This window comes from Sphingobium sp. 22B, assembly GCF_001580035.1.
Taxonomy (GTDB): Bacteria; Pseudomonadota; Alphaproteobacteria; order Sphingomonadales; family Sphingomonadaceae; genus Sphingobium; species Sphingobium fuliginis.
The window spans coordinates 50,584-72,738 of the sequence record NZ_LTAB01000003.1 but is presented as its reverse complement, the minus strand read 5'-3'; the positions used below and the strand labels follow the sequence as shown (position 1 = coordinate 72,738).

Annotated in this window: 22 protein-coding genes; 12 read left to right on the top strand and 10 right to left on the bottom strand. The window is 64.7% G+C overall.

Going from position 1 to position 22,155, the window contains the following annotated elements; translation table 11 throughout:
• Positions 1-3: 3 nt before the first annotated feature.
• Complete coding sequence (locus A0J57_RS04795; protein ID WP_025547543.1) at positions 4-186, bottom strand: hypothetical protein; 183 nt, start codon at positions 184-186, stop codon at positions 4-6.
• Between the two features lie 42 nt (positions 187-228).
• Positions 229-924 carry a CDP-alcohol phosphatidyltransferase family protein gene (locus A0J57_RS04790; protein ID WP_025547545.1) on the bottom strand — a complete coding sequence of 232 codons (696 nt, stop codon included), beginning with the start codon at positions 922-924 and terminating at the stop codon, positions 229-231.
• A gap of 401 nt (positions 925-1,325) precedes the next feature.
• Between A0J57_RS04790 and A0J57_RS04785 the strand changes: the two genes are divergently transcribed.
• Genes A0J57_RS04785 through A0J57_RS26510 form a run of 3 tightly spaced genes read left to right on the top strand, consistent with a single transcriptional unit; the run spans position 1,326 to position 1,953 of the window.
• Positions 1,326-1,541: a hypothetical protein gene (locus A0J57_RS04785; RefSeq protein WP_025547547.1), complete on the top strand. Its 216-nt coding sequence runs from the start codon at positions 1,326-1,328 to the stop codon at positions 1,539-1,541.
• A complete protein-coding gene (locus tag A0J57_RS04780; protein ID WP_025547548.1) occupies positions 1,538-1,780 on the top strand; it encodes a hypothetical protein in 243 nt (80 codons plus the stop codon). Before A0J57_RS04785 ends, A0J57_RS04780 begins: the two co-directional genes overlap by 4 nt.
• Before the next feature lie 2 nt (positions 1,781-1,782).
• The gene (locus A0J57_RS26510; RefSeq protein ID WP_162195972.1) at positions 1,783-1,953 is read left to right on the top strand and encodes a hypothetical protein; all 171 of its coding nucleotides are present in this window, start codon (positions 1,783-1,785) and stop codon (positions 1,951-1,953) included.
• Between the two features lie 101 nt (positions 1,954-2,054).
• Here the strand turns inward: A0J57_RS26510 and A0J57_RS04770 are convergent, their stop codons facing one another.
• The gene (locus A0J57_RS04770; protein ID WP_025547550.1) at positions 2,055-2,876 is read right to left on the bottom strand and encodes a spermidine synthase; all 822 of its coding nucleotides are present in this window, start codon (positions 2,874-2,876) and stop codon (positions 2,055-2,057) included.
• A 344-nt stretch (positions 2,877-3,220) separates the two neighbouring features.
• Here A0J57_RS04770 and A0J57_RS04765 point away from each other — a divergent pair, with 344 nt between their 5' ends.
• The 7 genes from A0J57_RS04765 (at position 3,221) to A0J57_RS04735 (ending at position 11,713) form a co-directional block, all read left to right on the top strand.
• Positions 3,221-3,514, top strand: coding sequence for a hypothetical protein (locus A0J57_RS04765; protein ID WP_128830691.1), 294 nt, complete (start codon positions 3,221-3,223; stop codon positions 3,512-3,514).
• Between the two features lie 158 nt (positions 3,515-3,672).
• A complete protein-coding gene (locus A0J57_RS04760) occupies positions 3,673-4,173 on the top strand; it encodes a spore coat U domain-containing protein (RefSeq protein WP_082166166.1) in 501 nt (166 codons plus the stop codon).
• An 11-nt stretch (positions 4,174-4,184) separates the two neighbouring features.
• Complete coding sequence (locus A0J57_RS04755; protein WP_061938298.1) at positions 4,185-4,922, top strand: molecular chaperone; 738 nt, start codon at positions 4,185-4,187, stop codon at positions 4,920-4,922.
• Positions 4,903-7,233 (top strand): fimbria/pilus outer membrane usher protein, encoded by a 2,331-nt coding sequence (locus A0J57_RS04750; protein ID WP_235600789.1) that lies wholly within the window; start codon positions 4,903-4,905, stop codon positions 7,231-7,233. Before A0J57_RS04755 ends, A0J57_RS04750 begins: the two co-directional genes overlap by 20 nt.
• On the top strand, positions 7,230-7,736 hold the full coding sequence (locus A0J57_RS04745) for a spore coat U domain-containing protein (protein ID WP_061938293.1): 507 nt from the start codon (positions 7,230-7,232) through the stop codon (positions 7,734-7,736). The genes A0J57_RS04750 and A0J57_RS04745 overlap by 4 nt, the downstream gene beginning before the upstream one ends.
• 235 nt (positions 7,737-7,971) lie before the next feature.
• Entirely contained in the window at positions 7,972-10,833 is a 2,862-nt protein-coding gene (locus tag A0J57_RS04740; RefSeq protein WP_235600788.1) for a TonB-dependent receptor, read from the top strand.
• 316 nt (positions 10,834-11,149) lie between these two features.
• Positions 11,150-11,713, top strand: coding sequence for a Crp/Fnr family transcriptional regulator (locus A0J57_RS04735; protein ID WP_082718732.1), 564 nt, complete (start codon positions 11,150-11,152; stop codon positions 11,711-11,713).
• A gap of 177 nt (positions 11,714-11,890) precedes the next feature.
• Here the strand turns inward: A0J57_RS04735 and A0J57_RS04730 are convergent, their stop codons facing one another.
• From A0J57_RS04730 to A0J57_RS04700, 7 genes are all read right to left on the bottom strand, one after another.
• Positions 11,891-13,348, bottom strand: coding sequence for a TRAFs-binding domain-containing protein (locus A0J57_RS04730; protein WP_061938288.1), 1,458 nt, complete (start codon positions 13,346-13,348; stop codon positions 11,891-11,893).
• A 52-nt stretch (positions 13,349-13,400) separates the two neighbouring features.
• The gene (locus A0J57_RS04725) at positions 13,401-14,000 is read right to left on the bottom strand and encodes a hypothetical protein (protein ID WP_044662700.1); all 600 of its coding nucleotides are present in this window, start codon (positions 13,998-14,000) and stop codon (positions 13,401-13,403) included.
• Positions 14,001-15,713, bottom strand: a complete 1,713-nt coding sequence (locus A0J57_RS04720; protein ID WP_061938285.1) for a toll/interleukin-1 receptor domain-containing protein — start codon at positions 15,711-15,713, stop codon at positions 14,001-14,003.
• Between the two features lie 409 nt (positions 15,714-16,122).
• A complete protein-coding gene (locus A0J57_RS04715) occupies positions 16,123-16,938 on the bottom strand; it encodes a ferredoxin--NADP reductase (RefSeq protein ID WP_025547564.1) in 816 nt (271 codons plus the stop codon).
• A gap of 159 nt (positions 16,939-17,097) precedes the next feature.
• A complete protein-coding gene (locus tag A0J57_RS04710) occupies positions 17,098-17,310 on the bottom strand; it encodes a hypothetical protein (RefSeq protein ID WP_235600787.1) in 213 nt (70 codons plus the stop codon).
• A gap of 144 nt (positions 17,311-17,454) precedes the next feature.
• A complete protein-coding gene (locus A0J57_RS04705) occupies positions 17,455-17,772 on the bottom strand; it encodes a hypothetical protein (protein ID WP_061938282.1) in 318 nt (105 codons plus the stop codon).
• 112 nt (positions 17,773-17,884) lie between these two features.
• Positions 17,885-19,480, bottom strand: a complete 1,596-nt coding sequence (locus A0J57_RS04700; protein WP_061938393.1) for a phosphoenolpyruvate carboxykinase — start codon at positions 19,478-19,480, stop codon at positions 17,885-17,887.
• Positions 19,481-19,769: 289 nt separating this feature from the next.
• Between A0J57_RS04700 and A0J57_RS04695 the strand changes: the two genes are divergently transcribed.
• Together A0J57_RS04695 and A0J57_RS04690 are read left to right on the top strand one after the other, a co-directional pair.
• Positions 19,770-20,477, top strand: coding sequence for a response regulator transcription factor (locus tag A0J57_RS04695; RefSeq protein WP_044662702.1), 708 nt, complete (start codon positions 19,770-19,772; stop codon positions 20,475-20,477).
• Positions 20,443-22,038 (top strand): stimulus-sensing domain-containing protein, encoded by a 1,596-nt coding sequence (locus A0J57_RS04690; protein ID WP_044662703.1) that lies wholly within the window; start codon positions 20,443-20,445, stop codon positions 22,036-22,038. The genes A0J57_RS04695 and A0J57_RS04690 overlap by 35 nt, the downstream gene beginning before the upstream one ends.
• Positions 22,039-22,155 lie beyond the last annotated feature (117 nt).

Genomic DNA, 22,155 nt, shown 5'->3' with positions numbered 1-22,155 from the left:
GCTTCAGAGGTCGGGCGGCAACAGGTCCTGGTCGGCGTCCAGACGCCGGTCTATCTCCTCGCCCAATCGATCGAGCTGATCGAAGGACGCCCCGACCACCAGGATCGAACCGTCCTCCAGCGTCAGGCGCAACCGATAGCTTTCGCCGTCGGCCTCTATGGCGAAATGGGCGAGGCGCACGGTCATGACTGTCTCCCGATGATGAGCGCCCCCGCACCGATCCGGGCCTCATTTGGAAGCATGGCGATGCGCCGTTTCCGCCAGAGCGAGCCTTCTGCCCGTGACCAGGGTCTGGCCGATGAAAAGAAGGATCAGGATCGAACCGGCCGTCCCGACGAAGAGGTCGAAGCCCGACCAGCGCCCGAACAGGCCTGGACCGGACCCCAGCACCATCATCATGACCGTCAGTCCGATCAGCAGCAGCCTGAGTTCGGTCGGCCCGGCGGAAAGATAGGAAAGCTTCAATTCCCCCAATACCCGCGCGGACAGAAAGGCATGGATCGACAGCAGCAGATAACCCGCCAGCGCGATCAGCGCGACATCCATCGTCACGAACGGGCTGAGGCCGATCCCGGCAAGGATGAGCAGCGTCGCCAGCCCATCGCAGCTATGATCGATGAAATAACCGTAGGATGGCCGCTCGATCCGCCGATACCGCGCCAGGCTGCCGTCCATGGAGTCACCGAACCACTGCACCGCATAGCCCGCAATCGCCAACAGCAGCCAGGCCGGCGCGACGTTGCTGGCGGCATAGCCGGCGAATATCATCAGCGCGCCGACCATTCCGGTCGCCGTCAACCGGTCCGGCGTGACCCAGGCGGGCATCCGGCCGCACAGCCAGCCAAGCAACCGCCGCTCATTCGCGGCAAGCCAGTTCTGCTGGATTCGGGAGAGCGATGGGGGAGATGGGGGCTGGATCGTCATGGGGCCTTGGATAACAGTCTGGAACAACGGGAGCGCCGCAGCGCCGTCATATTCGCGGCATCAGCCGCTCCGTCCGAAGACGCACCGTCCCGGAAGGATCGGCACGACGACCGATACGACCGGCGCGACCTGAAAGGAAAGACAATCTTCCTGCACGACATGCTCCCTCTGCGCGGGAGCACGCAAGTCTCTCTGTCGGATCGTGCGAAGCGGAAATCCGATGACTGCTGGTAGCATCCTCTGCATGACCCGAACAGAAGTTTTTGGAACTTGCACGACTTTCGCGCGAGACGGGAGCGGACCCTTGTGCTACAGCTCCTTTATTGCGCGAAATTTGCCGCAAGCATTCGCCGTGACAGAGAGACCATCGTGCTCCCGCTTGCCAGCCGAGGAGCCTCGTCATGGAAGACCTGAACTATCTGCTCAAGCGCGAACAGGAAGAACTGCTGCGCGCCCGGACGGCGCACAGTCCGGAGGCCGGCCGCGTCCACGAACGGCTCGCGCAGGGATATGCGACGCGAATCCGCCATCACCCCCATCCCTATCGTTCCAGGCGGGCGGACGGTTCGACGCCCTTCAACCCCTTTCCCTTCAACGTGGAGGGCGGCGCGGCATGAGCAGGGTCGTCAACGTCCGCGCCACGCCGGACAGCATCAAGACGATGTGCACGAAGCATGCCTTCCGCATATCCGCGCTGGAGGAACTGGTGTCGGGCGGGGCGCGGGTCGTCCTGCTCGATCCGCGGGACGCGGACGCCTTCCGCGTCCTGATGAAGGACAGGCTGATCGAGGGCAGCGTCACGCGATCGGCGTCGCACATGGCCAGACAATGGACGCCGCCGGCACGATGGAAATAGTCATGAGCCAGTTCGATTATCTCGACCGTCGCAGAAAGGCCGAATTGAATCATGCCGATCTGGCCATCTGCCCGGTGGAGCGGACGAGGCATGAAGAGCAGGCAAGGGCCTATGCCAAGATCATCTCCGTTCTGCGCCGGGAAGAGGAAGAGGCGACATCACGCCATCGATAGCGGAATACAGCCGAATATTTGTCCCTGCATGCGCCAATATTATATGCTGGGCGAACGACGGTAGATTAAATCCGGCCGAAAATAGGAAGACTGAGCCGCTTTCAGCGCGAAGCGGCTGCCTTCCGGATGGCCGGGCCCGGCTTGGCGGCAAACCAGATATTGTGCCAGCGTTCCGTGCTGCCGATATAGGCGGGCAGGACGATCTCATCGACGTCGAAACCCGATTCCTCCAGCCGCCCCGCAAAGCAATCGTCGGAATAGGAGGACCAGACGGACAACAGCCCGCCCGGCCGCAAGGCGTCATAGGCGGCGGAGAGTCCGGCATGCGAATAGAGCCGGTCGTTGCGCGACGTGATGAAACCGTCCGGACCGTTGTCGACATCCAGCAGGATGGCGTCGAAACGATCCGGCCCCTCCATGATGATGTCATAGACGTCGACGACCCGAACGCTGACGCGCGGGTCCGCGAGATTGTCCCTGAACAGATGCGCCAGCGGCCCCTTGGCCCACACCAGTATCTGCGGCACCAGTTCCGCGACGGTCACCAGCGCGTCGCAGGTCCAGGAACCCAGCACGGCGTCCAGCGTGAAGCCCATGCCCAGTCCCCCCACAAGGACATGACCGTCCTTCCTGTCGAGACGCTCGCTCGTCAGCGTGGCCAGCGCCATTTCCGAAACATGGTCCTGACTGCCCATCAACTCGTCGCGACCGAACTGGATGGAATATTCCTTGCCGCATTTGAGCAGGTGCAACTGGCCGCCGCCGGGAATGTCCGCGACATCCACCATTTCTATCGGCGGGCGGCCTCGCCGGGCGGCGGGGGATTGCCCTTGTCCGATGATCCCGGCCGGCCTGCCCTGCGGCTCATGGCCGGGCGGCCGCTGGCGGTGGGGCCGCTTTGGCGAGGCGTCGTTGCGATCCATGCCGTTCCTGTCGCATTTCAAGATCAATCGCGACGTAAACCAGCATGGCGTCCATTGCGCGGTGACGCCGTGCAATGCCCCGCCTGCCTTCCCTTTGCAAGGCCGCTGCGCATGCGGCCCCGAAGATCGCCGGCGGCCCGTATCGACATTCAGAAGAGGACGAGCCGAAAATGCCGGTTTTTCGATCCTTCCAACACGTCACATGCCTCCCCTGAACGACGCATATTTAAGGCATGGGCAGCGCCGGAAGCGCAACAGGCGCCATTTGCAGGCTGTCAGGGCTGAATGTGGATACAGGCTAAATGGACGACCTGCGCGGTCGTCTATAGGGAGGAAGGAACGACATGCCCACCCATAGCCCGATGAAATCCGCCACGGCTCTGGCCATGCTTGCACTTGGCTCAACCGGAAGCGTCCATGCCGCCGAAGCGAAGCAGCGCATGGCCGTCGGCGCCGTGGTCGTGGCCCCATGCACCGTGGAGGGCCTGCGGGTGGATTGCATATCCGGCCAGCGCCCCCGGATATATATGGCCGGAAAGGCCACGACTTCGCCCGCTCCCGGCCATGGCGCGGAACCGGCGCACGCGGGGCAAGGCGCATCCCCTGCCGCCACCCGCTATATCGAGGTATCATTTTAACCTAAGCCTCGGAATAATCGGAACAACTTCGCGCCTTCCGCCGTTTCCTCCCTCGCGACGACCGGCATTGGGACAGACATGCTGCAGCCGGTCCCGCGATGCTCATGGAGTGCGCCTATAGCCAGAACAGGGCGCAGGATGCGTTACAGGAGATGCGCATGAAGCGGTATGGCAAAGGCCATCTGGCCGGGCTGCTGATATTCGGAATGGCTTTGCCGGACGCCGCGCAGGCGGCGCAGACGACGACGACATTCCCGGTGACGGCAACCGTCCTCACCGCCTGCGCCGTGACGGCGAACCCCCTCAGCTTCGGAAACTACGATCCCACATCGGCCACGCCGCTCGATGCCACGACCACGCTTTCGGTGCTGTGCACGGTCGGCACGTCCTTCACCGTCGGCCTGAACGCGGGCACGTCGAGCGGCGCCACCGTCACCAGCCGGAAGATGGTCAACGGCGCCAACCTCCTCAACTATGGCCTCTTCCGGGAGACGACGCGCACGAACAATTGGGGCAACACGCCGGGCACCGACACGCCGCCGGCCACCACCGCACCGGTGCTGCCCAGCACGCTCACCGTCTATGGCCGCATCCCGCCAAGCCAGAATGTGCCGGCGGGCGGCTATGCCGATACGGTCACCGTAACCGTCAACTACTGAAGCGCGAAAAGATGAACAGCGGATATGCAAGCGTTGCGGCAGCGGCGGCGATGCTCTCTGCACCGCCCGTGCAGGCGGCGGGGCTCAAGGTCTTCCCGGTGCGCGTCGTGCTGACGCCGGAGGAACCGGTGCAGACGATGACGATAGAGAACAGCAGCAAGGAAAGCGCCCGCGTCCAGCTCCGCGTCTATGGCTGGCGGCAGGAAAAGGGCGAAGACGTGCTGGAGGAGACCCGCGACGTGCTCGCCAATCCCGCCCTGTTCGAGGTGCGGCCCGGCGCCGTGCAGATCGCCCGCTTCGGCCTGAGGACGGGAACAGGCGCTGCGGAGAAGAGCTATCGCGTGATCCTGGAGGAGGTCCCCGGCACCCGCGCGGTTCCCGCCGGAACCGTCCAGACGCTCCTGCGGATCAGCATTCCGATCTTCGTGCCCCCGGCTCGCGGGTCGGGCAGGCTGGTCTGGCGCGCCTGGCCCAGCGGACCGCGCCAGATGACCTTCGCCATCCGCAGCGAAGGCAACGCCCATGTGCAGATCAACCGCATGGTCCTGTCGCGCAAGGGCGGTCCGCAAGTGGCCCGGCAGGACATGTCGGTCTATCTGCTCCCCGGCTCCTCGCAGCAGGTCGTCCTCGACACTGCCGCATCCATCGCTTCCGGCCAGACCCTGAAACTCGACGCGATGACCGATCAGGCGGATGTCGCCGCGGAGATCGTTGCAGAGGAGCGGCCCCGTGAAGTCGCGCGCCCTTGAAGGGGCCATGGTCGCGCTCTGCCTCCTGTCCCGTCCCGCCGCCGCCCAGGCTCCCCCCGGCCATGGATCGCCGCCGGCCGCCGGGGAAGACGGCGACGGGCCCTCGCTGATGCTGGTCCGGCTTCTGGTCAACGGCCAGGCGCAGGAGGGCGAGATACTGGCCGGGCGGCGCGGCGACGCCTGGTTCCTGAAGGCCGCGGACCTCGAACGCTGGAAGATCCGCGCCGATGCCCCGCCCGTGACGATCGACGGAGAGGCGCTGGTCCCCCTCCCCTCCTTCATCACGCCCTCCTTCGATGCGGCCAGCCAGCAGCTTGACCTGACCGTACCCGCCGAACGGTTCGCGGTGCAGCGGCTTTCCGGATCGGCCGGCAGGCTGCTGCCCACAGCCGGCACCTTCGCCGCCTTCCTCAATTACGACCTGTCGGTCTCCTATCAGGACGAACTGGCCTCCTCCGCCTTCCTGGAAGCCGGCCTGTCGGACGATTGGGGCCTGTTCGCCAACAGCATGACGGTCGGGCAGAGCAGCGGCATCGGCAACGGCGTCGTGCGGCTCGACAGCTATTTCATCCGCGACGATCCCCAGGATCTCCGCCGGCTGATCCTGGGCGATACCGTCACGACCAGCCCCGACTGGGGCCGCCAGATACGCTATGGCGGCGTTCGCTACGGCACGGAATTCGGACTCAGTCCCACCCTCATCACCTTTCCCACCCCCGCCTTTCTCGGCCGCACCGCCGTGCCCTCCAATGTCGAACTGCTCGTGAACAATGCCGTGCGCTTCCAGTCGGACGTCGATCAGGGGCCCTTCTCCATCGATCAGGTGCCTCTGGTGACGGGCGCGGGCGAGGTGACGCTGGTCGTGCGCGACGCCACGGGCGTCGAACGGCGCGTGCGCACGCCCTATTATGTCAGCCCCCGGCTGCTCAGCGCCGGACTGTCCGCCTGGTCGTTCGAAGCCGGGGCGGAACGGCGCGACTATGGCATTGCCAGCTTCAGCTACGGCACCGCCTTCGCCGCGGGCAGCTACAGGCGCGGCCTGACGGACTGGCTGACCGTGGATGCCCGGGCGGAGGCGAGCGGCGACGTGCAAATGCTGGGCGGCGGCCTGTCGTTCGTCTGGCCGCTGCTCGGGGAATTCAGCCTCGCTTTGGCGGGATCGCGCGGGAGGGAGGGGAGCGGCCGCCTCTATCGCGCCTCCTTCGCGCGCATCACGCCGCGCTGGAACATTGCGCTCAGCTATCAGCGCGCGTCGGATCGCTTCGACCAGATCGGCATAGACCGCCCGGCGGACCGCATCGCGCGGCAGTTCCAGGCATCGGCCGGGGCGTCGCTCGGCGATCTGGGCAGCATGGTCGTGACCTGGACCGACCTTGAATATGGCGACGGCAACCGGGCGAGGATCGGATCGGCCAATTACAGCGTCGGCATCGGCAGCCGCGCCTATATGAGCCTGTTCGCCATCCGCAGCGACATGGCGGGACGGGAACCGGAGGCGGTCGTCGGCCTTGGCCTCACCATTCCGCTGGGCACGCGGACCAGCGTCTATGCGCAGGGCGACAATCGCAACCGCCTGGCGGAAATACGGCGGACGGCGCCGCTTTCGGGCGGCTGGGGCTATCGCCTGGCGGGCAGCGAGGGCGAAAACGACCGGCAGCAGGCGGAAATGAACTGGCGCGGCTCCACGGGCGAGCTGAGCCTGGAAGCGGCCCGCTTCCGGGGCAAGACGGGCCTGAGGCTGCTCGCGAGCGGCGGGGTCATGCTCGCGGCCGGCGGCATGCATGCCTCCCGGCGGATCGAAAATGGCTTTGGCGTGGTCGAGGTGCCGGGGCAGGGCAATGTGCGCATCTATCAGGAAAACCGCCCCGTCGCGCGCACCGACCGACGGGGCATCGCCATCGTTCCGGACCTGCGCCCCTATGAGGCGAACCGGATTTCGCTGGCGCCGTCCGACCTGCCGCTGGACGTGCGGCTGCCCGACGACACGATGATCGTCGTTCCCCGGATCAGGGGAGCGGCCCATGCCCGCTTCCCCGTCGAGCAGGACCGGCCGGGCACGGTGGTCGTCGCCACCGCCGACGGCAAGCCGGTCGCAGCCGGCGCGAACGTGCGCACCGACGGCGGCGAGACGCTGTTCGTCGGCTTCGGCGGAGAAATTTTCGTGCGCAATCTCCGCGAAGGGATGGTGCTGGAGATCGACACGGGCGGCGGCGGCGTCTGCAAGGCGACCGTGACAGGCATCGCGCCGCGCGACACGCTGCCCCGCATCGGCCCCGTCGCCTGCGCGTTCCGGCGGGAGCCGGCGCCATGAGGCGGCGCGCTCAGGCCCTGACGGTCCTGCCGCTGCTGACGGCCATCCTGTTCCTGATGCAGCCAAGCCCTGCCCAGGCCGCCTGCAACGGTCTGGCCGGCTGCTCCTGCACGGTCACGGCCACCGGCATCAGCTTCGGCAACTATAATCCGCTCTCGCCCACCGCGACGGACGCGACGGGTACGATCAACGTCCATTGCGATCTTCTGGTGGCGCTGGCCGGCTCCTACACGATCGACATCAGCGCCGGCAGTTCCGGCAGCTTCGCGCCACGCACGCTGCGAAGGGGCGCCGCTGCCCTCAACTACAACCTCTACACCAACGCCGCACGCACGCAGATATGGGGCAACGGCACCGGCGGATCGGTCAACGTCACGCGCACCGTCTTGGCATTGCTGGTGTTCAACGACAGCGTCACCGTCTACGGCCGCATCCCGGCGGGACAGAATGTGGCGGCCGGCGCCGGTTATCTCGACACGCTGACGGTGACCGTCACCTATTAGCCCCCACGTTGCAAAAAAGTCACCGTGCGGGGGCAAAAGCAGGCGAGCTGTCGCAGATCAGCGCCTTATCGTTGACATAAGTAAAACAGGACGCTCCTTTTTCCCTGCCATTCTTGGGAATTGGGAAACAGGGGGCTTCGTAATGGCTTGCAAATCTTGTTTTATTCGTCTGTTTCTTGCGACCGGAACCTTCTCCTCCATTCTGGCCATGCCTTCTTTTGCTCAGGAGGCCGCCTTGCCGGATGAAGGGGAGAATATCGTCGTGACCGGCACGCGCATCCAGCGCAGCGATTATGACCTCGCCAACCCGCTCGTCAGCGTCACCGCAGAGCAGTTGGAACAGTCCGGCAATATCCAGATCATCGACACCTTGGCCCAGAATCCGGCCTTGCTGAACTCGTCCGGCGGATATCGGACCGCCGGATCGGAAAGCGATTTCGGAGCCGTTGGGGTTGCCCTGCTGGACCTGCGGGGGTTGGGCGAAAACCGGACGCTCACGCTCATCAATGGACGCCGTCATGTGGCGAGCATTTCCGGCACGGCAGCGGTCGACATCAACACGATTCCCACCGATCTGATCGAGGGCGTCGATGTGCTCATCGGCGGCGCCTCGGCCATTTATGGTGCGGACGGCGTATCCGGCGTGGTCAATTTCCGGCTGAAGCGCGATTTCGACGGCTTGAAGGCCAGCGGCCAGATAGGGATCTCCAGCCGGGGCGACGCCGGGCAGCGCTACGGTTCGCTCACCTACGGCAAGAATTTCGCGGGCGGGCGCGGCAATATTGCGCTGTCCTACGAATTTCGCGAGCAGGACCGTGTCAGCAGCTTCGATAGGGCGCGCACTGGCAATCCGCTCAAACATTATGGAATCGTTCGCAATCCGGCGGATTTCCCCGATGATCCCGCCGTCCCCGATCGCATTCCGATGAACGATCTGCGCTACGCCGACAGCTCCCCCGATGGCGCGGTGGTCCTGAACGTCGCAGACTGCCTGGATGAAGATATCGGCATTTGCGATCCGGTCTTCACCGGTTCAGGAAAAGCCTATGACCGGGGAACCTTGCTGCCGTCGTCGGGCGGCCTGACGCAGGGCGGCGACAGCACGCCACTGGCGGGTTATCAGGGCGACCTCCAGGCTTATAATCGGGTGCATAATTTCAACTTGTTTTCGCATTATGACTTGAGCGACGCGGTCTCCTTCTTTTTCGAAGCCAAATATGTCCGGAACAGGACCTTCACCCTCGCCCAACCGTCGTTCGATTTCTTCACCTATCTGACGCCGGAAAATCCCTATCTCCAGGATCGTTTCGGGGTGGACGCCACAGCTGAAGGCGCGCTGGTTTCCCGCGACAATTTCGATCTCGGCATCCGCGGCGAAAGCAATAATCGGGAAACAATGCGCTTCGTGGGCGGGTTCGAGGGCCAGATTTCCGACCATGCCCGCTATGAACTATCCTATGTCTTCGGCCAGACCAAGTCGAAGATCAAGCTGACCGACTACCGCATCGCAGACCGTTATTTCGCTGCGCTCGATGCGGTGCGCGATCCCGATACGGGCAATGTCGTGTGCCGTTCGACACTGTTTCCGAACGAGAATATCGATCCCAATAATTATGACGCCCCGGCAATGACCTTCACGCCTGGCGCGAACGGGGGCTGCGTTCCGCTCAACATCCTCGGCAATGGCGTACGCAGTCAGGCCGCGGTCGACTGGATCAATGCGGACATCATGAACCGGGCCAAGCTGCAGCAGCATGTCGTGTCCGGCTCGATCTCCGGCGATTTCGGCGAATTTTTCGAGCTGCCCGGCGGGCCGGTCGGCTTCGCGCTGGGCGCTGAATATCGCAAGGAAAAGAGCCGCTTCGTACCCGATGAACTGTTGCAACAAGGCGCTCTTGCCGACTTCTCCCTGCAGCTTCCCGAAAAGGGCAGCTTCGATGTCAAGGAACTGTTCGGTGAATTGTCGATCCCGCTGCTGAAGCAGGTGCCCTTCGTCTATAATCTGAGCTTCGGCGCAGCGCTGCGCCTGTCGGACTATTCCACCATCGGCAAGACCACGACCTGGAAGGTGGACGGCAGCTACGCCCCGATTCCCGATCTGACCTTCCGCGGCACCTGGTCCGAAGCCGTGCGCGCGCCCAACATCACGGAACTTTATGCCCCCCGCAACGGCGGCTTTTCCTTCATCAGCGATCCTTGCGATCCTGTTTTCATCGGTGAAGGCACGCAGTATCGCGTGGCGAACTGTCAGGCGACCTTGCAGGCCGCCGGCCTGACGCCCGCACAGATCGCCGGCTTCAATCCGGAAAATGAGCAAACAGTTACCCTTCCGGGCGTCTCAGGCGGTAACCGCGATCTGCAGGAGGAGACCGCCCGGACATGGACGGCAGGCCTTGTGGTCAAGCCCAGCTTCATTCCCGGCTTGATGGCATCCTTCGACTGGTACGACATCAAGCTTAAAAATGCCATCAACACGCCCGATGCCGAGGAGGTGGCAGCTCTCTGCGTGGACCAGCCGACGCTCGACAATGTCTATTGCAGCAATATCACGAGGGCGGGTGGAACGGGTTATATCTCCAGCTACTTCGTGCAACCGCAGAATGTCGCCAATTTCCGGACCGCCGGGGCCGACATGAAGCTCAACTACAGCATCAACACCGCCAAGGCCGGGCAGTTCAGCCTTTCCCTCGTCGGCGGCTATCTCGATCGTCTTGAATTCATCCCCACCCCCGGCGCTGACGTCGATGTCGACCGGCTGGAGCAATATTTTCCCAAATGGAACGCGACCGCCGACCTGACATGGAAATATAAGGCGCTCACCATCAATTACGGGGTGAGTTGGTTCAGCAAGACCCGGCGCTACACCACCGAGGAACTGGCCGCCAATCCCGACATCTCCGATCCCGAATATTTCTGGTACAAGGAAAAATGGCAGCACGATCTTTACGTCGCCTATGACGTCGACGACCGCTTCCGCTTCTATGTCGGCGCGAACAACCTGTTCGACCAGAGAGCGTCGATCGGCACGACCAGCGACAGCTATCCAGTCAGCTTCGTCGGCCGTTATCTGTATGCGGGCGTCAAGCTGAGCATGTAGGCGCCTTCTCCCGCCCAACGCCTTTGTCGGAGATCGACGAAGCGTGATGCACGTCACGCGCAAGATGGGAAGAGGCGCTTATTGTTCCGCCCGCGACCCGAGGAACTCAGGCTTGCCTGATTTCCAACTCAGGGCCCGGCAGCCTTCGCGCTGCTGGGCCTTTTTTTGAGAGCCATCAGCCGGTAGGTTCGACCGCGCTGGCCCACATGGTTTTTGGGGGAAGAGCTTGCTTGAGACGGAACGGCTGGCCGTTATCAGAAGCGTGTTTTCATGTGGGCAGGCAGGTGCCGAGGCTCTGGCGTCCGCCGTTCGCGACATGGTTTTTCCGCACAAGGCCGTCGTCGCGCATCAGGGCGACCTGGCCGATCATTGCTGGGTGGTCGTGGAGGGCGCCGCCCAGGCCCAGATCAACTCGGCCGATGGCCAGTTGACCTTGCTCGCTTCCCACGGGCCGGGCGAAATCTTCGGCAGCTATCCCGAACCGGCGGCGCTGCGCAGCGACATCGTCGCGCAGGGTTCGCTCCATCTCCTCTGCATCGAAACCTCGGCATTGGTGGACCTGGCGCGGCACAGCGCGGATATCGCCCATGGCCTCAGCCTGCTGTTCGCGCGGCAGTTGGACGTGATGCTGGACCGCATGGCCGCCAGAACCACTTTGACGGCGAATGGCCGGGTCTATGCCGAACTGCTGCGCCTTGCGGGCGCCTCCAACCGCATCGAGCCGCCGCCCGTGCTGTCCGCGCTGGCGCTGTCGGTGCATACCACGCGGGAGACGACATCCCGGGCCATTGCGCATCTGCTGCGGCGGGGCATCGTCAGCCGGACAGACGAGGCGCTGGAGATACTGGCGCCGCGCCTGCTCGCCGAATTGATAGCCTGAAGCCTGCCCGGACCACGCCATGCGGAGCCTGCAAGCGCCGATTCTCCTCCCGGTTGCGGAAGCCGGATTCTCGCACATCCTGAGCAACGTCCGATGAACCGGAGCCGCTCACATCCGCTCGCTCTCAGCTTGTCGAAGGACTCAGCGCGGACCAGAAAGAGGTGATTCCCCCCAGGCTCAGGGAAACAGGCCATAAAGCGCCAGGTCGCCCGACGCCGTCCTGATGTCGCCCATCGGCTGCACATTCGCCTCCGGCGCGTGCAGGGCAAGGGCAAGGGCCGCCGACTCGCTCAACGCCACCGCCCCCTCCAGGTCCGCGGCGGCGATCATGAGCGCACGATCCCAGCGTCCGTCCTGCGTGTCGGCCAGGGCGCGGTAATCCAGCGCCAGCCGGGCCTCGGGATGGTCGCCGCGCAAAGCGGCGGCCCTGTGGGCCGCGTCGGCAAGGGAAGACTGGCCATAGGCATGCTGCCCCTCCTGCCCGATCAAGAGCGTCGCATCCCCGCCGAAGTGGAAGGGCAGGGATTCCGGAACGGCGATCAGCGCCACGACTTCCGCCTCCGGCGACAGGGCGACCTGAGCGGCGTTGCTCCGTTCCAGCGCCAGCCGATCCAGCCGAAGCCCCAGCGCTTCCCAGCCTGCCATGTCGCCTCCCCCCTCCTCGCCCCGCCCGACGATCTGCAAGGCGCGGGCGGAGGATTGCAGGCGCTTGGCCTCGCACAGGGCCAGCCCCATGGCGGCCTGCCTCGATACCTCGACGGATGCATTGCTGAGCGGTTGCCAGTCGTCCATTTCCCTGACCGACACCGCCCTTCCCATCAACGCATCGAACCGATCGGCCCATGCCGGACCGAAGGGATCGACCGACGCCGCCCGGAACAGTTCGGCCGGACAGGGCAGAACGACATGCAGCTGGCGGCCCGCCTCAATGGCCGCCTCCGCCACCAATATGTCCGCCCCGGCGGCCAGCGCCCCGATCACCATGGAAGGGGCCAATGCATCCACCGCCCCGGCAATCGTGCGGGCCGCCTGGGCGTCATCGGCTGCAAGGCCCAATATTCCCTCGAAATAGAGCGGCGAAGCCGGACGGTGGCGGTCCAGCCAGTCCGCCGGCCGCCCCGCCTCCGCCAGGATCATCGCGAACTGTCGCAGCGTGGAGGCATGATCCTCCCACGCTTCGGGCTGATGCCCGATGGCCTGCCGCAGCATCCGTTCGGCATCCTGGGTCCGGCCCAGCAGCAGCAGCGCTTCGGCCCGCGTCGCATCGATCCAATAGGGCGTCTCGGCGGCGCGCAGCGGATCGTCGAGCAGCGTCATCACGGCATTGGCCAGCGTCACCGCCGCCTCGTGCCGCCCTGCCACATAGGCCAGCGTCGCCGCGTTGATCAACGGATAGGTCGCATGCGAAAGGGCGGAAGCACGCTCATAGGCGGTGATGGCCCGGTTCAACAATTCTTCCCGCGCCGCGCCGCTCTCGCCCGCCGCGCGGTCCTTCAGCAGGCGTCCGTAAACCGTCAGCACATCCGGGTCGTCCGATTGCGGCGACAGGCCGGCGGCATGGAATGTGGTCCAAGCCTGTTCCAGCGCGCCCGCCCGGGCCAATCGCGTGATGCTGTTAAGCTGCGGCCTGATCATTTCCCGCCTTGTCCCACAAGCGCCCGTCCGCCGCCACCGGATTCGCGCGATCCTATTTCCGCGGTCCCTTGCTGACGCCGTCGGGATCGATCGCCAGGACAACCCCCGAATCGCCGCCATGTTCATAACGGCCGCGAATATAGAGATTGAAGATGAAGCCCTGCTCCTCCCCTTCCTTCAACGGTTCGCCGGTATAGCCGTTGCACATGTAGTTGCGGCAGCGCAGCGCCGGATAGCCGCCGATGTCGGTCATCTCCAGGTCGTAGAAGCTGCGGTTGGGCGCCACCGGCGCGGGCGGCGGGGGCAGCGAACTGTTTTCCTTCTTCTCCACGAACCAGATCGGATCGGTGTCCTTTCCGTCATGGAAGCTGTAGCCGGGCGCATCCAATATGATGGTGAAGAAGCACATATATTCGACGAAGGCGATGTTCTCGAACCCATAGCCCCTGAATTCGGGATATTGCGCGGGGTCGCGGGACTGCGCCATCTTCAGCAGGCGCGCCTCCGTGGCCTGCAGTCCGCGTTCGCAGATCGGCGCGAACCAGCGGCTGACATTCCACGCGCCTTCCCGCACGCGAATGGAGAGCAGGGTGACATGATCGATCTTGTCGCCGGGGCCGATGGTCCTGACACTGTTCCCGTAAGGCAGCATTCACTCCCCCTTTGCCGAAGCCCTGTCATTCGACTGTGCTATAGCATCCAGACGCCGGATCGACGTAGCCCGAAATGCCGGGTCCGCCGCGGCCGTCGGACTTGCATCATGCATGATCCGACGGGCCTGGTCGACCAGTCGGTGGACCTCCGCGCCCTGGTGGCGCGCCCTCGCCACCTCGGCTGCATCCATCAGCAGCCGCAAATGCTGCTCGAACCAGTTCTGGTTCTCCGGATCGCGCTGGCGCAGCGCCGAAGACTGGCTCCGCGCATCGCGCAGCAGCCTGACCGCCTTGGCCGTCTCACCGGTCTCGAACGCGATCCGCGCAAGCGAACGGGTCGCCACCAGAGTGTCATAGGCGATGTCGCCATTTTGCGGATCTTCCCGCCGCAAGGGTTCGAGCAGCCTCAGTTGCTCCAGCCGATGCTGCTCCGACGCGCGGAAGTCGCGGCGGTCGAAATGCACGTCGGCCAGCCGCGCATGGCGTTCGGCCACTTCCATGCGAATGTTGAGCGATCCGGGATCGGCCTGCTGCGCCCGCTGGAACCAGTAGAGCGACTTCGCATAATTCCGGATCGCATCGTCATGGTCGTTCTTCGATTCCCATTGGACCGAAGCGATGTTGCTGAGCGCATAGCCCATTTCCGTGAAGCTGCGCGCCGCCTGGGGCTGATACCGGAAAAGCTCGCGGGCCCAATGCAGATAGGCCCGATAATGCCTGAGCGCGGCGTCGGCCTGCCCGGATAGCTGATCGACCTGCCCGATCCAGAATTCGCTCTGCGCATGAACGAAAATCCATTCGGGCCGCTGGGGATCGTCGTCCAGCAGAGCGGTGGTGGTGCGATGCGCTTCCTCGAACTTGCGCCGCGCCGCCGGCAGGCTGCCGCGCGCGATGTCGTCCTCCCCCATCGCCTGAAGGATGCGCGCCCGCCTTTCCAGGCTGTCGTCCGGCAAATCGTCGAGGTCGCCCTGGTCCCGATAATAGTTCATCGCCCGGTCGTTGACGACGGTCAGGGCATCCAGGCGACCGACGCTGCGCAGACGTTCCCGCAAATCGGTCAGCATGAATTCGATGATCCCTTCTGCTTCGGCGCGTTGCCGCTCCGCTTCCCGCTGCGCTTGCAAGGCCGCAATTGACAGCGCGAGAAAAGCTAGCATGACCAGCAGCAGGGCCAGCGTGACAGCCGTCACGCGCCGGACGCGCCGCTGCGCATCGCGCTGCACCAGCCGGTCCAGGCCGATCCCGGCCAGCCCGGCAATGATCTTCAGGGTGCCCAGCCGAACGCCGTCGCCCTCCCGCCGAAGGTCGGCGGCAAGCGGTTCGCCACCGTCCCGCAGCGCAGGCGGAAAGGCCTCTTCCGGTTCGCCTTCGATGATCGCCGCCAGGATCGGCCGGTCGGGATGGAGGACGCGGAACAGGCGGATTTCCTTGTCCACCCAGGGCGAAGCCGCCGCATGGGGCGAACACAGGACCACCAAAGCCGCCGATCGGGAAAGCGCCTGCTTCACCGCCTCCGACAGGTCGGCCGCGGCAGGCAGTTCGTCGCGGTCGCGGAAGATCGGGCCAAGCCGCCGCCCGCCGTCGGATCGCATGGCGCCCTTGGGCAGCCGATAGGATTCCAGCCGCCGTTGCAGCCCGCGCGCGGCCCGAACGTCCCTGTGATTATAGCTTAAGAAAGCGGTGTAGGCCGCCTTCGTACTGTCTGCCCGCATCTCCACAAATCGCGCCGTCGCCCCTTCCTACGCCGGAGGTGGACTGCTTATCGCGATGTTCCACCGAAAAATCGACCGCTTTGCCGAATCGCCCGCTGCCGCAACGGCCGAATGGAGCCGCATCCCGGGCGCGACTCGCCGCGGGGGCCATGCGCGGACGCCGGAGCATATCCGATAAACCGTTCATAATGGACGATGATCGTCTTGCCATCGGCACGGGAAAGGGAAACAAGGATAGGAACCGGCCAGAAGCAAAGCCTCGGGTCGCAGCCGGTTCATTGCGATGACATCGTCTGGCGCCGTTGCGATGCCGACCTTGCGCCGCCTGCCCCCATCATGAAGACCATCCACGGAAAAGCAGAAGGGCCGGCATCGCCGCCAGCCCTTCCCTTGCCGATGCCGCAGGCAATCAGCCTACGAAGGCGCGCTCGATAACATAGGCGCCGGGCGCGGCGTTGGAGCCCTCGGCAAAGCCCTGTTCCTCGAAATAGGCGCCGAACTGCTTGATCATCTCCATGCTGCCGCACATCATGATCCGGTCGGTCTCGGGATTGAACTTCGGCTCGCCTGCAATCCCTTCGAACAGCGCGCCCGTTTCCACCAGCTTGTCGATGCGGACATTGTTGCGGAAGGGTTCGCGCGTCACGGTCGGCACATAATGGAACTGGCTGGCCGCCTGCTCGGCCACCAGGGGGTCGTCCGCCAGCTTGCCCGACAGCTCGTCATGGAAGGCAAGGTCGCTCACCCGGCGGACCGAATGCACCACCACGACCTGCTCGTAAAATTCATAGACGTCCGGATCGCGCGCCAGGCTGAGGAAGGGCGCCAGACCCGTGCCGGTCGACAGCATGAACAGCCGCTTGCCCGGCAGCAGCGCGTCCGTGACGAGCGTGCCGGTCGGCTTGCGCCCCAGATAGATCTGGTCGCCGGGCTGGATCAGTTGCAGTTTGGACGTCAGCGGCCCGTCCTGCACCTTGATCGACAGGAACTCCAGTTCCTCGTCCCAGGCGGGGCTGGCGACCGAATAGGCGCGCAGCAGCGGCTTGCCATTGTCGCCCTGCAAACCGATCATCACGAACTCGCCCGACCGGAAGCGGAAGCTGGCCGGCCGCGTGATGCGGAAACTGAACAGATGTTCGTTCCAATGCCGCACCGACAGCACGGTTTCCACTGAAAGCGCGCCGGTCGGTTCCAGCACCGGCTTTTCGATCGTCACGTCGTTCAAAACCTTTTCCCCTGCCAAATCCAGGGCGACTGTCGCGGGTAAGAGCGTCAGTTGCGTGGGCTTCGCAATAAGCTATGCAGCGCGAATGCCCCTTGGGACGTTCCAAGGCAAGGCGAAAAAAACTTGTCCGTGCGAAAGCTGGCGATCATCCGCGCCGGATCAGGACCGCGGGCAAAGCGGCGGCACCGCGCGACGCGCCGGAACGCAGCAGGGAAGATTGCGCGTATCCGGCGCATTCAGCGCGCGGTAGCTGGGCACGCAGGCCCCGTCCTGCATCCATTCACCGGACAGAAATTGGCTCTGCGCCTGCGCGTTGCTGCTCAATATCGCTGCAATGGCGGCGCTGCCGCGCAGCATATCCCCCATCATCATGATTTTCCCCTGCTCCCGGAGCGCCGACACGCCCGTCCCGCAGCAAGCTCATAATCGCTTATCTATCCAAAAGCATACCCAATTGGGGGTATGCCCGGCCATTTCCGCAAAATCCGTCATCCCAGCGCGCGCCGGGACGGCGGATCAGCCGAAAAGACCTTTGGCCAGCCCGCCCAGTTCGTTGAGCGGATTGCCGTCGCCATCCCGGTCGAGCAGGCCGCCGATCTTCGCCAATATGGCTTCCGGGCCGCCGAAATGGGCGAACAGCTCCTGCAACTTGTCCGCCGACACGCCATGTTCGGCGGCCGTGGTCGCCAGCGCGGCGACATCCGTCTCGCCCGAAGCGATCTTGCCGCCGATTTCGCTCATCAAGGCCTGCATCTGGTCGGGCTGGAGGCCGATCTTCGCGGCAACCGCCTCCAGGCCACCCATATTGCCCAGCAAATCGTCGAACAGTGCCATAGCTCATATCCCGCTGAAGTTTGATGCAGGATAGCATTCCGTCCCGCCGACGGGAAGCGAAAGAGGCCGGAAGATCGCTCCCCGGCCCCTGTCGTTACGAAATGCGGGCCTGTCAGGCCGCCGTCAGCGCCGCGTCGCGTACCGACGCATCGACATGATCCTCGAACTGGGCGAAATTGTCGACGAACTGCTTGACCAGCTTGCCTGCGGTTTCGTCATAGGCCGCCTTGTCGGGCCAGGTCGCGCGCGGATCGAGTATGGTCGAATCCACGCCCGGAACCGCAACCGGCACCTGGAAGCCGAAATTGGGATCGGTGCGGAATTCGGCGTTGTTGAGGCTGCCGTCGAGCGCCGCGTTCAGCAGGGCCCGCGTCACCTTGATCGGCATGCGCTTGCCGACGCCATATTTGCCCCCGGTCCAGCCGGTGTTGACCAGCCAGCAGGTCACGCCGCCCTTGTTGATCCGTTCCTTCAGCAGGTTGCCGTAAACGGAAGGGTGACGCGGCATGAACGGCGCGCCGAAGCAGGTGGAGAAGGTCGCGGACGGCTCCGTCACGCCGATCTCCGTCCCGGCGACGCGCGCGGTATAGCCCGAAAGGAAATGATACATGGCCTGGTCCGGCGTCAGCCGCGCGATCGGCGGCAAAACCCCGTAAGCATCGGCGGTCAGGAAGATGATGTTCTTCGGCACCGGCCCCAGATTCTTCTCCGACGCATTCGGGATGAAGTCGATCGGGTAGGAACCCCGGCTATTCTCGGCCAGGCTGTTGTCGTCCAGGTCGATCTCGCGGGTTTCCTCGTCGATCACGACATTTTCCAGCACCGTGCCGAACCGCTTGGTGGTGGCGAAGATCTCCGGCTCGGCCTCGGCCGACAGGTTGATCATCTTGGCGTAGCAGCCGCCCTCGAAATTGAAGACGGCGGTGTCCGACCAGCCATGCTCGTCATCCCCGATCAGCGTGCGGCTGGCATCGGCCGACAGGGTGGTCTTGCCCGTGCCCGACAGGCCGAAGAAGACCGCCGTGTCGCCGTTCGGACCGATATTGGCCGAACAGTGCATCGGCATCACGCCCCGCGTCGGCAGCAGATAGTTGAGGATGCCGAAGACCGACTTCTTCATCTCGCCGGCATAGCGAGTGCCGCCGATCAGGATCAGCTTCTCGGTGAAGTTGACCGCGATCACCGTCTCGCTGCGGGTGCCGTGACGGGCCGGATCGGCCTGGAAGGTGGGCAGGTCGATGATCGTATATTCAGGCGCGAAATCCGCCAGCTCCTCCGCGCCCGGACGGACCAGCAGCGTGCGGATGAAGAGGTTATGCCAGGCGAATTCGTTGATGATCCGTACGTTGACGCGATGCTCAGGCTGCGATCCGCCGAACAGATCGGCAATGTACAGCTTGTCCTTCTGCCCCAGGGCGGCGAAGAAATCGGCCTTCAGCGCGGCGAAATGGTCCGGCGTCATGGGCACGTTGGTCTTGCCCCACCAGACGGTGGATTCGGTTTCCGCGTCCCTGACGATGAACTTGTCGCTTGCCGACCGCCCGGTATGCTTGCCGGTCTTGACCACCAGCGGGCCGTCCTTGGCCAATATGCCCTCGCCATTGGCAAGCGCGGCTTCGACCAGCGGCGCGGTGCCCAGATTCCAATATTGATCGGCGCTGGTGGAAATGCCCTGCCGATCGAGGGTGAAAGAGGATTTGGCCTGCACGCCTTTACTCCTGAATATCATTATGTCCGGCCGCCATCTTATCATGTTCACGGCCGGTCCGCCTCTCAACGCCGCGATCTTCGCCGCTTGGCGCCATCTGCTGCAGACCTAGCGGGCATAAGCCTTTGCAGAAGATGCGTCAAACCCCGGGAAACCCCGCATCCCCGGCATTTATCCCGAATTCCCATGGCTACACCGCATAACCCGCCCGCCCGGCCTTCCTTGCAGGGGAAGCCGCCTTCGTCTAACGCAGGGGCATTCCCATTGCCGACGATTTTCGGGGCGCAGCATGACCGCAACCATCGCTCTGGTGGACGATGACAAGAATATCCTGACCTCCGTCTCCATCGCGTTGCAGACGGAAGGGTTCCTGACGCGCCTCTATTCGGACCCGGAGGCGGCGCTGAAGGCGCTGATAGAAAATCCCGCAGACCTGGCCGTGTTCGACATCAAGATGCCGCGCATGGACGGGTTGGAACTGCTGCGGCGGCTGCGGGAAAAGAGCCATATGCCGGTCATCTTCCTGACGTCCAAGGCCGACGAACTGGACGAGGCGCTGGGCCTCGCCATGGGCGCGGACGATTATATCAGCAAGCCTTTCTCCCAGCGGCTGCTGATCGCGCGCATCCGCGCGATCCTGCGCCGGGCGGAGGCGAGCAAGGTGGATGCCGCGCCCGACGAGCCGGTGGCCGAACCGATCGTGCGCGGCCGGCTGGAAATGGACCCTGCCCGCCACCGGGTCAAATGGATGGGCCGCGACGTGACGCTGACCGTGACCGAATTCCTGATCCTGGAAACGCTCGCCGCACGCCCCGGCGTGGTCAAGAACCGCAACCAGCTGATGGATGCCGCCTATCAGGACGACGTCTATGTCGACGACCGCACCATCGACAGCCACATCAAGCGCCTTCGCCGCAAGTTCCGCGAAGTCGACCCCGAATTCAACGCAATCGACACCCTCTATGGCGCCGGCTATCGTTTCTCCGAAGAAGCATGACGCGGGCGCAAGGTGGAGCTGGTCCGGCCGGATCAGCCTGACCCCGCGCATCCTGGCGGTCAATGTGTTCGCGCTGGCGCTGCTGGCGGGCGGCTTCTTCTATCTGGACAGCTACCGCACGCGCATCGTCGACGACCGGCTGGAGCAGTCGGCGCGCGAATTGAAGCTGCTGGCCATTGGCCTTGAAAATGCGCCGGCGGACCGGCAGGACGCGCTGATCGCCGCCTATGCGCGGCAGACCGGCGACCGCGTGCGCCGCTATGACGCGCAGGGACGGCTGATCGCCGACAGCTTCGCCATGAACGCGCCGCGCTATCGCCTGCGCCTGCCCGCCGAGGAGGAATGGCAGCGCCATGTCGCCCGCTTCCTCGACAAGGTGATAGACCGCATCGTGTCCGCCGACCGCCCGCCCAATTTCGAGGAGCCGGCGGTCGACCGGGCACAGGCATGGCCCGAAATGGTGGTGGCGCGCAAAAGCGGCCGCACCCAGGCGGTGAACCGCTATGCCCCCGACCGCACCTTCATGATCTCCGCGGCGGTCAATGTGAAGGACGGCACCGGCCTGCTGGCGACGGAAAATGCCCGCGACATCACGCGCACCGTCCGCGCGGAGCGTTTCCGCCTGGGCATGGTGCTGGCGGCGGCGGTGCTGGCTTCCGTCCTGCTCTCCCTGTTCCTGGCCCGGACCATCGTGCAGCCGCTGCAACGCCTCGCCCGCGCGGCGGTGCGCGTGCGGCTGGGACGGGCGCGCGAAGTCACGGTGCCGCGCCTGCCCGACCGGCGGGACGAGATCGGCATGCTGGCCCGCGCCCTGTCCGACATGAGCCATGCGCTGCGCCAGCGGATCGACGCCACCGACGCCTTCGCCGCCGATGTCAGCCATGAGCTGAAGAACCCCATCGCTTCCCTGCGTTCAGCCCTGGACGCGCTGGACCGGGTGGACAAGCCGGAACTGCGCGCCCAGCTGATGGCGATCGCGCAGGACGATGTGCGCCGGCTCGACCGGCTGGTGACGGACATTGCCGAAGCCTCGCGCATCGACGCGCAGCTTTCCCGCACCCGGTTCGAGCCGATCGACCTCGGCCTGCTGATCGAGAAGATGGTGGTCGCCCGCGAAGCCCGCGGTGTGCCCCGCGGCGTGCGCCTCGCCTTCGCCCGGCCACGCAGGAATGTCGCGGTTGCGCTGGGCGAGGAGCAGCGGATCATCCGCGTGCTCGACAACCTCATCGACAATGCGATCTCCTTCTCCCCCGATGACGGGCTGGTCCAGATCGTCGCGACCGTGGCGGACAATGAAGTGCTGGTCAGCGTGGAGGATGAGGGTCCGGGCGTCCCGCAATCGGAACGCGAACATGTCTTCCGCCGGTTCCACAGCGTCCGCCCGGAAAATGAGGCGTTCGGCAAGCATTCGGGCCTTGGCCTCGCCATCGCCCGCTCCATCGTGGAGGGGCATCAGGGCAAGATCAGCATCGCGGACCGCCAGGACGCGCAAAGCGGCGCCTGCTTCATCGTGCGCCTGCCCATGGCGGTCGAACGCGATCCGGGCATCGTTTCGGAATAAGCCGGAAAGGGGGAGGCTCAGATACTCCCCCTCCCATGGGCGGGAGGAGGCCGGGATTTTAAGCTGCCGCCCTCCAGGCCCGCTGCGCCGCGCCGACCGTCTGCGGGGAATGGCCTG